The organism is Sphingomonas sp. NIC1 (genome assembly GCF_001638925.1).
GTDB lineage: Bacteria > Pseudomonadota > Alphaproteobacteria > Sphingomonadales > Sphingomonadaceae > Sphingomonas > Sphingomonas aquatilis.
Window position 1 is genome coordinate 1,967,072 of record NZ_CP015521.1, and the last position, 13,431, is coordinate 1,980,502.

Consider the following 13,431-nt stretch of genomic DNA (forward strand, 5'->3'; position numbering starts at 1 on the left):
GCCTGCGCTGGGGTGACGGTTGCGTCAGGTCACGCTAGATACGGAACGTGCGCGCCCATCTCCACCGGCAGCAGGCCCAACCGCCGCGGGTCGGGAAAGGTCTCGATCGTCCGCTTCACCGCCACGAACCCCTGCTTCCGGTAGAAGCCCAGCGCCGCCGGGTGATCGAGCGTACAGGTATGCACCCATACCCGCGTCACCCCCGGCCGCCAGCAGCGCGCCATCGCCTCCGCCATCAGCCAGCCACCATGGCCGCGTCCCGCCAGCTCCGGCACCAGACCGAAATAGGACAGCTCGCACGCCCCAGCGTGCCTCAGGTCGAGTTCGAGCAGCCCCACCTCGATCCCCGCGCGATCGGTGACGGCATAGACCTCCACACCCGCATCGTGGACGATCGCGGTCAGCGCGGCATCATCCATCGCCAGCCGCGAATACCATAGCCACGGCCCCCCGACGCGGCGGAACAGCGTGCGGTATTTCTCCGGCTCGGGCGTCGCCCAGCGCACCAGCCGCAGCGGCGATGCGGGCAGGGGGCGCAGCGGCGGGCGGCGCGTCATCTCCAGCGTGGTGACGATCGTCGCCAGCTCGCCGTCGTCGACCGGGATCAGCGCCATCGCCTTAAGCCCAATTCGCGCGTGGCGGCAGGCTCATCAGGATCGCGTCGATATTCCCGCCGGTCTTCAGCCCAAACAACGTGCCGCGGTCGTAGACCAGGTTGAACTCGGCATAGCGCCCGCGCCATTCCAGCATCTGCGCCTCGTCGTTCGCGTCGAAGGCGTCATGCATCCGCCGCCGCACGATCCGCGGGTAGACGTCGAGGAACGCCTCGCCCACCGCGCGGGTGAAGGCGAAGTGGGCGTCGAAATCGCCCTCTAGATGATCGTAGAAGATACCGCCGACGCCGCGATGCACTTTCCGGTGCGGGATGTAGAAATAGTCGTCCGCCCAAGCCTTGAAGCGCTCGTAATAGTCGGCCCCGTGCGCATCGCACGCCGCCTGCAACGTCGTGTGAAAGTCCGCCGTGTCGCCCTCGACCGGCAGCGGCGGGTTGAGATCGGCGCCGCCGCCGAACCATTGCTTGGTCGTGCGTAGGAAGCGCGTGTTCATATGCACCGCGGGAACGTGCGGATTGGCCATGTGCGCGACCAGGCTGATCCCGGTCGCGAAGAAACGCGGGTCCTCGCCGGCGCCGTGGATCGTCTTGCCGAATTCGCCCTCGAACGTGCCGCCGACGGTCGAGACGTTGACGCCGACCTTCTCGAACACCTTGCCCTTCATCACGCCCCGCACGCCGCCGCCGCCCGGCTCGCCCGACGGATCGGCGCGGTCCCACGGCGTATAGTCGAACGCCGCATCCGACCCCGCCTCGCGCTCGATCGCCTCGAACGCGGCGCAGATGCGCGTCCTGAGCGATTCGAACCAGTGGCGGGCGGCGGTCTGTTGGTCGTCGAGCGTCAGCATGGGCAACGGCTTAGCGGCGCGGGGGAGGGGGTGTCGATGGGGCGGATTGTCTCAGGGGAGCGCTTGGCTCCAGTCGGTCAATTCAGCTTAATTAGCCTTTTGCGTGTCCTCCATCCGTACAGGAGAGCAAAGGAAAATGCGCAGGTTGTTCCAAACAGCAACAGAACGAGCGATTCCATCAGCTTCGGGCGGCCGTCAAACAAGGGGTAAAGGGACGCTGCGCTAAACAACGTGCCAATCAGGCCTATAACAGCTGACCACGCAAATGGGCTGTGAGTGAGCTTGTGGCGAAAAAGAAAAATAATCGGAGCTCCAATAATGATGCACATCGGAACCGCCACGATGGAGGATAGCGAAAAAAGACCTAGGCCGATCTGAATAATCGTAAGTGCCACGTCGATGTTAGTCTTTGCATGGGGCAGAGAAAAGATCACACAGATGACAGCGCCTAAAAAGCAGCCAATTAATCCGCCTGCCGGTGCAATTAGGAGTATGCGGCCCATGCTTGGGATTTAGCAGTTCTATCTTAAAAGGTCCTTATTGACAGCCACCCGGCCACCCGCCCGTCTGCCGCAGCGCTTCCGCCGCGACGATCGCCGCGGACACCGACAGGTTCATCGACCTGAGCCCCGGCGCCATCGGGATCACCACCCGTGCGTCCGCCCGCGCATGCACCTCCTCCGGCACGCCCGCGCTTTCGCGGCCGAACAGCAGCACGTCGTCCGCCCGGAACGCAAAGTCGTGCAGCGGCGTCGCGCCGCGCGTGGTCAGCAGCACCAGCCGGCCGGTCGCCTGCCGCTGGAACGCGTCCCAGTCCGCATGCCGCGTCACCGACACATGGTCGATATAGTCCATTGCCGCGCGCGCGACGCGCTTGTCGTCCCACTGGAAGCCCATCGGCTCGATCAGGTCCAGCGCCACGCCCAGGCACGCGGCTGTGCGCATCACCGCGCCGACATTGCCGGCGATATCGGGCTGGTAGAGGGCGAGGCGCAGGGGGCTGGTCATGGCTCGCGTCCTTAGCGGCGGGCCGGCGAAGCGCAAAATGCTGTTGGCAAAGCGCGCGGCCGCCGTCTATCAGGCCATAAGCCCGCCGTGGGGACGGCAGGGTTCGGTGGGGCTGCACTCCGGCACTTCCGCAAGAACATAGACGCAAGGGCAGAGACGAATGGCGATTGACGACAACGTACCTCCCGGTGAATCGCCGGCGCCGTTCCACGAGGAAGTCCACGATCCCCGCCGTCGCGATTTCATCAATATCGCCGCCGTGTCCTTCGCCGGCGTCGGTGCGCTCGCGATCGTGCTGCCGCTCATCAACCAGATGAACCCGTCGGCGGACGTGCTGGCGCTGTCGACCACCGAGGTCGATCTGTCCAAGATCCAGCCGGGCCAGGCGATCAAGGCGCAGTTCCGCAAGCAGCCGCTCTTCGTGCGCAACCTGACGCCGAAGGAAATCGCCGAGGCGAATGCGGTCGACATCAAGACGCTGCGCGATCCCCAGACGCTCGCCGAACGCACCAAGCCGGGCAAGGAAAACTGGCTGATCACCTTGGGCGTCTGCACCCACCTCGGCTGCGTGCCGCTCGGCGCGGGCGAGGGCGAGAACAAGGGGCCGTTCGGTGGCTATTTCTGCCCGTGCCACGGCTCGGCCTACGATACCGCGGCGCGCATCCGCCAGGGACCGGCGCCGAAGAATCTGCACGTGCCCGATTATGCGTTCAACTCCGACACCGTCGTGACGGTCGGTTAAGGGAAAGGTAGACCACATGAGCTTTCCCTGGGCCAAGCATTACGAACCCAAGCAGCCGCTGATGCGCTGGCTGGACGAGAAGCTGCCGCTGCCGCGCCTCGTCTACAATGCCGTAGGGGCCGGCTATCCGGTGCCGCGCAACCTCAACTATTTCTGGAACTTCGGCGTCCTCGCCGGCGCCGCGCTCGCGATCCAGATCATCACCGGCGTCGTGCTGGCGATGCATTATGCCGCCAACGCCGGCGTCGCCTTTGGCTCGGTCGAAAGCATCATGCGCGACGTCAACGCCGGCTGGTTCCTGCGCTATGCGCACGCCAACGGCGCGTCGATGTTCCTCGCCGTCGTCTACATCCACATCGGTCGCGGCCTCTATTACGGCTCGTACAAGGCACCGCGCGAGATGGTGTGGCTCTTGGGCGTCGTCATCTTCCTGCTGATGATGGCGACCGCGTTCATGGGCTATGTGCTCCCCTGGGGGCAGATGAGCTTCTGGGGGGCGCAGGTCATCACCGGCTTCTTCTCGGCAATTCCGCTGGTGGGCGAGACGATCCGCGTCTGGCTGCTCGGCGGCTATGCGCCGGATAACGCCACGCTCAACCGCTTCTTCTCGCTCCACTATCTGCTGCCGTTCGTGATCGCGGGCGTCATCATCCTGCACATCTGGGCGCTGCACATTCCGGGATCGAACAACCCGACCGGCGTCGAGGTGAAGGGCGAACAGGATACCGTGCCGTTCCACCCCTATTACACGGCGAAGGACGGCGTCGGCGTCGGCGTGTTCATGCTGATCTTCGCGCTGCTGATCTTCTTCAGCCCGAACCTGCTCGGCCACCCGGACAATTACATCGAGGCGAACCCGCTCTCGACGCCGGCGCACATCGTGCCCGAATGGTACTTCCTGCCCTTTTACGCGATCCTGAAGAGCTTCACCGCCAACTTCATCCTCGACGCGAAGCTGTGGGGCGTGCTGGCGATGTTCGGCTCGATCCTGCTGCTGTTCTTCCTGCCGTGGCTGGATACGTCGCCGGTGCGCTCGGCGAACTATCGTCCGAAGTACCGCATTTTCCTCGGCATCCTGCTGCTCGACGTGCTGGTGCTCGGCTATGTCGGCGGGGCGGAAGCGAATGCGCGCAACGTGATCCTGGGGCAGATCGCCTCGGCCTATTATTTCGCGCACTTCCTCATCATCCTGCCCTGGGTCGCCCGGTCGGAGCGTCCGCGCCCGCTGCCCAATTCGATCACCGAAGCGGTGCTGGCAAAGCACGGTGGCACCAGCCTCGCGCACAGCGCGGCGCAAGCCTGAACCGACTGGGGGATAATCAGAACCATGCCTCGCATCATCGCCTCCCTGGTCGGCGCCGCCTTCATCTTCGTCCTCGGACTCGCGCTCTTCGGCACCGCCAAGACCGCGATCGAGGATCCGGCGAAGGAAACCGTCGAACAGCTGTTCCACATGCACCCCGAGAATATCGGGCTGTCGTCGAACGGCTTCTTCGGCAAATATGACAATCAGCAGCTGCAGCGCGGCTTCCAGGTCTACAAGGAAGTCTGCTCGGCCTGCCACAGCCTGAAGTACGTCGCCTTCCGCGACCTGCAGAAGATCGGCTATACCGAAGCCGAGGTGAAGGCGATCGCCAACCAGTGGGTGATCGAACAGCCGACCGTGAACCCGGAGACGGGCGAAGCCTCGACGCGCAAGAACGTGCCCAGCGATCACTTCCCGTCGCCCTTCGCCAACGAAGTCGCCGCGCGCGCCGCGAACAACAACGCGCTGCCGCCCGACCTGTCGCTGATGACCAAGGCGCGCCACGACGGTTCGAACTACGTCCACGCGCTGCTGATGGGCTATCGCAACCAGGCCGGGTATAAGAACGAGAAGGGCGAAGAGCTCCTCAAGATGTTCCCGGATGCGAAGACGCCGCAGGGCCTGCACTTCAATCCGTGGTTCGCGAACCTGAACATCGCGATGCCGCCGCCCCTGACGCAGGACGGCCAGGTCACCTATTCGGACGGCACCAAGGCGACCAAGGACCAGATGGCGCGCGACATCGCCGCCTTCCTGACCTGGACCGCCGAACCCAACCTCGACACCCGCCATGGTGCGGGCCTCGCGGCGGCGCTGTTCCTGCTGGTGTTCTGTTTCCTCGCCTGGGGCGCCTACCAGAACGTCTGGCGCGACATTAAGCACTGATCCCGGCCGCCTGACCGGCGGTTCCGAGGGACGGGGCGGGCGGTGCGACACGGCACCGCCCGCCCTTTTCGTGTGCAGGCGGGCAGGGAGACGACCGCGCCCCACTCTCCCCGTCATTCCCGCGAAGGCGGGAATCCAGACGCGCTACCGTCGCCCCTCCAGCCGCGACGTCAGAGGTTCTGGATTCCCACCTCCGCGGGAATGATGGTGGTGTGCAGGCACGGGGGGCATATCTCCCTTCGTCATCGCGGCGCACGCCGGGATCCATGGACGCAATGAGGAAGCGTTGGCGCGGCGCGCCAGCCACGCCCCACCCACGAATCCCGGCGTCCGCCGGGATAACGAAGGGAGCCCTCCACCATTGACCCCGCACCCGCCACACGCGACACACGCCGCCATGAACGACGACCTGAAAGCGCTGATCCGCACGATCCCGGACTTCCCCAAGCTCGGCATCCAGTTCCGCGACATCACCACGCTGCTGCTCGATCCCGCCGGCCTCGCCGCGACGATCGACCGCATGGTCGCCGCGACCACGGGCCCCGTCGATCTGATCGCGGGGATCGAAGCCCGCGGCTTCCTGTTCGCGGCCGCGCTCGCCGTGCCCCTGAAGGCGGGCGTGCTGCTGATCCGCAAGGATGGCAAGCTGCCCGGCGCGACCATCGCCGAGGATTATGCGCTCGAATATGGGCAGGATCGGATCGCGATGCACGAAGATGCGCTGGTGCCCGGCCAGCGCGTGCTGCTGGTCGACGACCTGATCGCAACTGGCGGCACCGCGCGCGCCGCGGTACGGCTGCTGCGCAAGGCGGGCGCCATCGTCGAGCAGGCGCAGTTCGTCATCGATCTGCCCGACCTCGGCGGCGCGGACGCGTTGCGCGCCGATGGCGTGCAGACCGATGCCCTCTTCGCGTTCGAGGGGCACTGAGGGGCCGGAACGTCGCCAACCCGACCGTCGCGGCCGCTCCAATCCCCCCAACCGTGACCAATGCCGTTCGCCCTGAGCCTGTCGAAGGGCGGGGCGCCTCAAGCGATCGGTTCGCGTGCGCAACGCTGTGCTTCGACAGGCTCAGCGCGAGCGGAGGACGCGTAGGCACTGTACGATGGCACCACGCCGATGTTGCCCCATCGCCTGCTCATGACCCATTCAGCCGGAACCCGCGACGATCCGCCCTCGTTGAACGACAATAGGTTGCGTCCCCGATTCGCCAATCCGACTCGCCGGCGCCCTTCGATGATGGGAGAGCATCCATGATCTTCAAGCGTTTGGCATTAGTCGGCCTGTTGTTCGGCACCGGTGTCGCAACCAGCGCCTGCACCGACGGCTATGGCTATAGCGGCGTGTCCGTCGGCTACGGCACCGGCGGCTATGGCTATTACGACGACGGTTTTGCCGATCCCTATTACGGCGGCTACGGCTATGGCGGCTATCCCAGCTACTTCGGCTGGTACGGCGACTATTATTATCCGGGCACCGGCATCTACGTCTACGACCAGTACCGGCGACCCTATCGGTGGAACGATGGCCAGCGCCGCTATTGGGAGCAACGCCGCAATCAGTGGCGTGGCGACCGCAACTTCCGCAACGATTGGAACGGGTTCGATCGTCGCCCCGGCTGGCGCGGCGATCGGCCGGGTGGCCCCGGCGGCCCGGGGGTGGGCAATCCCGGCCGACCGGACTGGGGCAATCGCGGCAATTGGCGCGGCAACCGCCAGAATTTCTCGGGCCAACCCGCGCCCGCACCGCAGCCGCTGGCCGGCGCGGCGCCCCCGCCCAATCCGCAGCCCAATTGGCAGGGCCAGCGCAACTGGAACGGCAACCGCAATTGGGGCGGCAACCGCAACTGGAACGGCAATCGGAGCTGGGGCGGCAATCGCGGCGGCGGCCCGCGCGGCGACCGCGGTCGCCGCTGATCGACGGGGGTGCCGCGCTGCCGGCGCCCCTATCGCTCGCGGGTGGCGATCAGCCCGTTCGACACGAAGGTCATCACCGGCACGTCATGCTGGTTGAACACGGTCATGCGGCTCTTAAAGATGCCCATTTCTGGCCGGCTCGCCGACCGACGCTTGTCCAGCACCTCGCTTTCGCAGCGTAGCCGATCGCCCGGATAGACCGGCGTCAGCCAGCGCAATTCGTCGATGCCGGGCGATCCCAACCCTGCCTGGTTGTTGGCCTTCAGATGTTCCACCAGCATCGCCATCGTCATCGCACACGTATGCCAGCCGCTGGCGGACAGCCGCCCGAAATGCGTCTGCGCCGCCGCTGCGTCGGACAGGTGAAAGGGCTGGGGATCGTATTTCTCGGCAAAGGCGATCACCTCGTCCCGGGTCACGGCATAATCGCCGAACCGTGCCGTGCTGCCGACCTCGATGTCCTCGAAATACTGCACCCGTCGCTCTCCTATCGTTTGAGCACCTGCCTAAACGGTGCGTCGTTTCCGTCCAGCCCCTGGCCCGCGGGCAGGTTCAGCAGATCGCGCAGCAAGGGATTGATGTCGGTATTGTCGAAGCTGGCCAAGCGCTTGCCGCCGACGAAGGCCGGGCCGTTGGCGATGAACAGCGCCGCCATGTCCGGCGCCTGATTGTCGTAACCGTGCGCGCCGCCGGTGAACGCGGTCTTGACCGCCGTCTTGGTGATCATCCAGCCCGGCTCGGCCAGGCAGATATAAGGCGGCACACGCGGATTGGTGCCGTAACGCAGCCGCGCCGGAATCTCCCCCTTGCGCCAGCATTGCATGTGCGCGTGGGGTTTCAGCAGCGCCGCCTCCAGCGCCTGCTGCCGCCCCGGCATGGGGTACAGACCCATATAGGGTCCGCTGTTGAGCGTTCGATACGTGCGCGGGTCCGCGATCCGGTCGATCGCGATCGTGCGCGTGCTGCTGGTCGGCGACATGCCGTGGTCGGCGACGATGACCAGATTGGCCGGCAAATTGAGGTCGCGCAGACCGGCGACCAGCCGCCCGATCTGGCTGTCGACCTTGGCGGCGGCCTGCGTCACCTCGGGCGATTGCGGCCCATACGCATGGCCGGCGGTGTCGACGATGTCGAAATACAGCGTCACGAAGCGCGGCCGGGTCGCCGCCGGGCGGCGCAGCCAGTCGATCACCGAATCGACCCGCTGTTCGCCCGTCACCGCCTGATTGAACTGCTGCCAGTCCTCGGGCCGGGTGGCGTTCGCGACCGCGCCATGGCTGTCGGGCAGCAAAGTGCCGCCCCAGCCGACATTGGCGCCCGGCCAGAACATCGTCGCGGTGCGGACGCCCGCCTTTTCCGCGGTGACCCAGATCGGTTCGGCCTCGTTCCACCAGAAGGGATCGTCGTTGGCCATGGTGAAGGTCTCGCCGGGGCGTGCCGAGTCCTCCATCGTGTTGCCGACGATGCCATGGTGGTCGGGCACCTTGCCCGTCACCAGCGTCCAGTGGTTGGGGAAGGTCACCGACGGGAAGGACGGCCGCATCGACGCCGACACTCCGCCCGCCGCGAGCGCGTTGAGGTTGGGCGTGACGCCACGGTCGAGATAATCGGGCCGGAAGCCGTCGATCGAGACGAGAATCGTCACGGGCGGCGTCACCGTGCGCGGCAGCGGCGCGGGGGGCGCGTCGGGCTCGGCAGGCAAGGCCGCCGTTTGCGACGGCGCGGGCTGCGTCACCGGCGACAGCGCCGGCGGCGTGGCGGGCAGCGCGCAGGCGCCGAGCGCGAGCGTGGCGAGAAAAGCGGTCGGACGAAGGTTCACGCGGCGATCACCCCGATCATGGCAGGCATGCTTGCCTTTAGCCGCGAGCGGGGAGGGGCGACAAGGGCGGAGCAGGCAGCGCTTCCGGCCGCCCGTCCCACGTCATTCCCCCCTAAGGCGCAAACGATGAAGAGGTGGGCAAGGCGAGCCCGGCAGGCCGCCGCCTCGGCCCCGCCCGCTTACACGTTGAACCGGAACAGCATCACGTCGCCGTCGTGGACGACATATTCCTTGCCTTCCTGGCGCAGCTTGCCCGCCTCGCGCGCGCCCGCTTCGCCCTTGCAGGAGACGTAATCATCGTACGCGATGGTTTCGGCGCGGATGAAACCGCGTTCGAAGTCGGTGTGGATCTCGCCCGCCGCGTTGGGCGCCTTGGCGCCGGCATGGACGGTCCAAGCGCGCGCTTCCTTGGGGCCGACGGTGAAGAAGGTCAGCAGCTTCAGCAGCTTGTACCCGGCGGTGATAACGCGGGCGAGGCCGGTTTCCTCCAGCCCCAGCTCGCTCAGGAACTCGCCGCGATCCTCGGGTGCCATCGTTGCGATTTCCGCTTCGATCGCCGCGGAGACGACGACCGCCTCGGCGCCTTCGGCCTTCGCCTTTTCGAACACCTTGGCCGACAGCGCATTGCCGTTCGCCGCATCGGCTTCGTCGACGTTGCAGACGTAGAGGACGGGCTTCGCCGTGATCAGCTGCGCCTGCGCGAAGACGCGTGCCTCTTCGGCATCCTTGGGCTGCGTCAGGCGCGCGGGCTTGCCGTCGCGCAGCAGCTCGAGCGCCTGGCCCAGCACAGCCGCGCCGATCTTGGCCTCCTTGTCGCCCTGCTGCCCCTTCTTGATGAGGTTGGGGACGCGCTTTTCCAGGCTTTCGAGGTCGGATAGCATCAGCTCGGTTTCGACCGTTTCGGCGTCCGCGATCGGATCGACCTTGCCTTCGACGTGCGTCACGTCGCCATCGGTGAAGCAGCGCAACACATGGACGATCGCGTCCACCTCGCGGATGTTGCCCAGGAATTGGTTGCCCAGCCCTTCGCCCTTCGACGCACCGCGGACCAGGCCGGCGATGTCGACGAAGGCGAGCTGCGTCTCGATGATCTTCGCCGAGCCGGCGATCTCGGCGAGCTTGTACAGCCGCGGGTCGGGCACCGCGACGTTACCGACATTGGGTTCGATCGTGCAGAACGGATAATTGGCCGCTTGCGCCGCTGCCGTTTCGGTCAGTGCGTTGAAAAGCGTGGACTTGCCGACGTTGGGCAGGCCAACGATGCCGCAGCGGAAACCCATGGGTCGTGCTCTGTTTTCTACAAAGGGAATGGAGGCCGCGGCCTTAGCCATATGGCGCGCGATTGACCAGCCGTTCCGAGGTTTTCGCACTTTGGCGATGGAATCCACCGGCTCGTCGCAGGCCAGCGCTGCCGCAATTGTGCCTTGATTGATACCGCGTCGTCTATGTCGTGCAGCGGATACGTCGCGGGAACGACGGCAGACAGATACGCACGCTGCAACGGGGGCTTATGCGTCGGTCGGGGTGGATGATGGCAGGGCTGGCCGCGGCGACGGCCACGGGGGCACAGGCGCAGGTCGCGCCGCTTGCGATCCTGACCGCGCCCGCGCCGATGGCGGCACAGCGAACGCCGCTGCTCGCGCCGATCGCGCTCGGCGGTACGCTCGATCGCACGACGCCGCTCACCGCGCGGCTGCGGCTACGGGTCGCGACGATGACGACCAGCGCGGGCCCCAATGAGCGCGTGCATCAGCGTCTCGCGAGTTCGATGGTCGAATATTATCCCTTCGCCGACAGTGGCTTCCACCTGTCCGCCGGGGGCCGTCTGTACGACGTGCGGGCCGGCGAGCAGGTCGGCAACCGCCCGCTGATGCTGTCGCAGCGCCCGACGCTGGGCGCCGGTGGCGGCCGCATCGGCCTGCGCCGCACCCCGGCGCTGACCTTCGGCTATACCGGCACGATGCTCGCCGACACCACGATCGGGCTGGAGGTCGGCGCCATGAAGGGCCGCGCCTATGAGATCGGCGGTCGCCTGACCCGCCCGACCGCGGGCGAGCGCGGCGGCGTGGGCAATGGCCCGATCAACCCCGTGGTCAACGTCTCGTTCGGCCGGCGCTTCTGACCCCATCCAGCGATCGCGTCACGCAACCCGTTCAATCGCGCCGCCGCTTCGCCTAGGGTCGCCGACGATGCTGCCGCCCTTGCCCCATGGCGAATTGTCCGCCGACCTGATCCTGCCTGCCTTCGCACCCTGGTTCGATGTCGCAGGCCTCGCCGTGTTCGCCGCCTCGGGCGCGCTTGCCGCGGCGAAGCGCGGGCAGACCGCGGTGACGCTGGCCTTCTTCGCGCTGATCACCGGCGTCGGCGGGGGGACGGTGCGCGACCTGCTGATCGGTGCGCCGGTCTTCTGGGTCCACGATCCGCGCGCGGCGACCGTATGCCTCGCGATGGCCGCGGCGATCTGGGTGACGCCCGAACGCTGGTGGCGGGACGAGGCGCTTGCCTGGTTCGACGCGATCGGGCTTGCGGCCTATGCGGTCTACGGCGCGGCCAAGGCGCTGGGCTATGGCATCCCGCCGCTGCCCGCCGCGCTGATGGGCGTGGTAACCGCCTGTGTCGGTGGCATCATCCGCGACGTGCTGGCGGGCGAACCGTCGATCCTGATGCGCCCTGAACTGTACGTCACCGCCGCGGCGCTGGCCTCGGGCCTCTACGTCGCGCTGGGCCTCGTCGGCCTCGCCGGCGCCCCCGCCGCGATCATCGCCGCCGCCGCCGGCTTCACGCTGCGCGCCTTCGCGATCCGCTACCACCTCGCGCTCCCCGCCTATCGCGGGCGGGGGTAAGGGCGGTCTGCCGTCGATCCGACACGAATCCGCCACCAACCGCGCGCATCCTGACGCCACCCGCATACGGCGGCTGGAGACGGTCATGCGTACGACGATCGGTAGTTTTCTCGCCCTTCTCACGCTCGCGGCATCTCCGGCGACCGGCCAGACGTCGCGCGATCCGGTTGGCGACCTGTGCGCCGCGCGCGCCGATATCGCCGTGCCCGCCACGCAGGTCTATCATCGCCGCAACGGCGCCACGATCGTCTTCGTCGCGGTCGCGCATGAACATGACGCGCAATCGCCCTCCGCGCAGGCGATCAAAGCGGCATTCGATCGCGCCCACCCGACGATCGTGCTGGTCGAGGGCGCCTCGGCGGACAAGAGCGCCGACCCCGCCTATCGCGCCTTTCTGTCGCAGCGCGCCGCCGACCAGTTTGCGCACGGCCATATCCAGGAGAATCTCTACGCGGTGAAGCTCGCGACCGACGCGAAGACGGCGTTTTCCGGCTGGGATATGAGCCCCCGCGACGAATATCGGGCCGATATCGACGCCGGCTACGACATGCGCGACGCGCTCGGCGCGCATCTGCTGCGCGCGCATGTCGATCCCTTCGGCCCGGTCCCCGCCAATCGCCTTGCCGACGAAATACGGTCGATCCCGCACCTGCGCCAACCCACGGACTTCGATTTCGCCGCCTGGTATCGCGGTGCTTATGGCGCCCGCCTCGACCCGATGGCCGGCACGCCCTGCGGCACCGGCCCGGCGAGCGCGATCGTCAAGTTCGAAAGCATTGCGCGCACCCGCAATCTCGCCCGCCTGATCGATGCGAATGCCAGGCCGAGCGCGGTGGTGCTGGTGGAAGCAGGCGCCAACCACTGGCTGGCGCTGCGCGACTATCTGGACGGGGCATCCTGACGTACGGTCAGGCGGCGGGGCGCCAGCAGGGCTCCAGCTGCTTCATGCTGGCCTCGGCCCAGTGCGCCAGCGCGCCGTCGTTACTGGACACAGTGATGCTTGCACTCGACCCGTCGGGCTGATCGCTGGAGAAGAGCTTTAGAGTGTACCCCGTCCCGTCTGTCCAGACGACCGGCGGCCATAGTGAATGGGCAGGAGCGGTGGCCGGAATCACCGAAAGGGCGGTGGGTACGTCGTTCAAATTTTTCAGCACGCTGATCAACGCCGGACAGGCGGCGGCATCGGTCGTCGTTACGGTCAGACGACCCAGCGGGTCCATCACCTTGCGCCGTGCCCGCCACACACCTGATGCGGCGTACCCGCTCCGCCACATGTCGATGATCTCCCATCCATGGCAGAGCGAATGGCTCGCCATCAACTGAACATCGGTGGCATGCTTGGGTTCGGGAACGCCTTCCTCGCGGGACGTCATGGCGGCCCGCTCGATCTGCCCGCAATCGAGCAACGGCTGCGGCGCGGCCGCTTGCGCCGCACCCAGCAGCATGGCCAGTA

The 13,431-nt window shown here is 66.8% G+C and carries 16 protein-coding genes; 8 read left to right on the forward strand and 8 right to left on the reverse strand.

Annotated features, from left to right (window positions below; genetic code table 11):
* Positions 1-29: 29 nt before the first annotated feature.
* The 4 genes from A7E77_RS09435 to A7E77_RS09450 form a co-directional block, all read right to left on the reverse strand.
* On the reverse strand, positions 30-614 hold the full coding sequence (locus A7E77_RS09435; RefSeq protein WP_063687487.1) for a GNAT family N-acetyltransferase: 585 nt from the start codon (positions 612-614) through the stop codon (positions 30-32).
* A gap of 4 nt (positions 615-618) precedes the next feature.
* Complete coding sequence (gene hemF, locus A7E77_RS09440) at positions 619-1,461, reverse strand: oxygen-dependent coproporphyrinogen oxidase (protein ID WP_063687489.1); 843 nt, start codon at positions 1,459-1,461, stop codon at positions 619-621.
* 77 nt (positions 1,462-1,538) lie between these two features.
* Entirely contained in the window at positions 1,539-1,964 is a 426-nt protein-coding gene (locus A7E77_RS09445) for a hypothetical protein (protein WP_151895473.1), read from the reverse strand.
* A 34-nt stretch (positions 1,965-1,998) separates the two neighbouring features.
* Complete coding sequence (locus A7E77_RS09450) at positions 1,999-2,469, reverse strand: tRNA (cytidine(34)-2'-O)-methyltransferase (protein WP_063687494.1); 471 nt, start codon at positions 2,467-2,469, stop codon at positions 1,999-2,001.
* Positions 2,470-2,629: 160 nt separating this feature from the next.
* On the opposite strand from A7E77_RS09450, the gene petA reads away from it, so the two are divergent.
* The 5 genes from petA to A7E77_RS09475 all read left to right on the forward strand — a co-directional run bounded on the left by petA (position 2,630) and on the right by A7E77_RS09475 (position 7,316).
* Positions 2,630-3,211 carry a ubiquinol-cytochrome c reductase iron-sulfur subunit gene (petA, locus tag A7E77_RS09455; RefSeq protein WP_017977513.1) on the forward strand — a complete coding sequence of 194 codons (582 nt, stop codon included), beginning with the start codon at positions 2,630-2,632 and terminating at the stop codon, positions 3,209-3,211.
* Positions 3,212-3,227: 16 nt separating this feature from the next.
* The gene (locus A7E77_RS09460) at positions 3,228-4,514 is read left to right on the forward strand and encodes a cytochrome b (protein ID WP_043060285.1); all 1,287 of its coding nucleotides are present in this window, start codon (positions 3,228-3,230) and stop codon (positions 4,512-4,514) included.
* Between the two features lie 24 nt (positions 4,515-4,538).
* A complete protein-coding gene (locus A7E77_RS09465; protein ID WP_063687496.1) occupies positions 4,539-5,402 on the forward strand; it encodes a cytochrome c1 in 864 nt (287 codons plus the stop codon).
* Between the two features lie 397 nt (positions 5,403-5,799).
* Positions 5,800-6,330, forward strand: a complete 531-nt coding sequence (locus tag A7E77_RS09470; protein WP_063687497.1) for an adenine phosphoribosyltransferase — start codon at positions 5,800-5,802, stop codon at positions 6,328-6,330.
* Positions 6,331-6,653: 323 nt separating this feature from the next.
* On the forward strand, positions 6,654-7,316 hold the full coding sequence (locus A7E77_RS09475; RefSeq protein WP_063687498.1) for a hypothetical protein: 663 nt from the start codon (positions 6,654-6,656) through the stop codon (positions 7,314-7,316).
* Between the two features lie 29 nt (positions 7,317-7,345).
* On the opposite strand, the gene A7E77_RS09480 is transcribed toward A7E77_RS09475, so the two are convergent.
* The 3 genes from A7E77_RS09480 to ychF form a co-directional block, all read right to left on the reverse strand.
* Entirely contained in the window at positions 7,346-7,792 is a 447-nt protein-coding gene (locus A7E77_RS09480) for a MaoC family dehydratase (RefSeq protein WP_063687500.1), read from the reverse strand.
* An 11-nt stretch (positions 7,793-7,803) separates the two neighbouring features.
* Positions 7,804-9,135 (reverse strand): ectonucleotide pyrophosphatase/phosphodiesterase, encoded by a 1,332-nt coding sequence (locus A7E77_RS09485; RefSeq protein WP_063687502.1) that lies wholly within the window; start codon positions 9,133-9,135, stop codon positions 7,804-7,806.
* 179 nt (positions 9,136-9,314) lie between these two features.
* Positions 9,315-10,415 carry a redox-regulated ATPase YchF gene (gene ychF, locus A7E77_RS09490; RefSeq protein WP_063687504.1) on the reverse strand — a complete coding sequence of 367 codons (1,101 nt, stop codon included), beginning with the start codon at positions 10,413-10,415 and terminating at the stop codon, positions 9,315-9,317.
* Positions 10,416-10,663: 248 nt separating this feature from the next.
* Here ychF and A7E77_RS09495 point away from each other — a divergent pair, with 248 nt between their 5' ends.
* From A7E77_RS09495 to A7E77_RS09505, 3 genes are all read left to right on the forward strand, one after another.
* Positions 10,664-11,257 carry a hypothetical protein gene (locus tag A7E77_RS09495; RefSeq protein WP_226341701.1) on the forward strand — a complete coding sequence of 198 codons (594 nt, stop codon included), beginning with the start codon at positions 10,664-10,666 and terminating at the stop codon, positions 11,255-11,257.
* A 67-nt stretch (positions 11,258-11,324) separates the two neighbouring features.
* A complete protein-coding gene (locus A7E77_RS09500; protein WP_017977522.1) occupies positions 11,325-11,978 on the forward strand; it encodes a trimeric intracellular cation channel family protein in 654 nt (217 codons plus the stop codon).
* An 85-nt stretch (positions 11,979-12,063) separates the two neighbouring features.
* Positions 12,064-12,879, forward strand: coding sequence for a hypothetical protein (locus A7E77_RS09505; RefSeq protein ID WP_063687508.1), 816 nt, complete (start codon positions 12,064-12,066; stop codon positions 12,877-12,879).
* Between the two features lie 7 nt (positions 12,880-12,886).
* Here A7E77_RS09505 and A7E77_RS09510 read toward each other — a convergent pair whose 3' ends face one another.
* Complete coding sequence (locus A7E77_RS09510) at positions 12,887-13,423, reverse strand: hypothetical protein (protein WP_226341702.1); 537 nt, start codon at positions 13,421-13,423, stop codon at positions 12,887-12,889.
* Positions 13,424-13,431 lie beyond the last annotated feature (8 nt).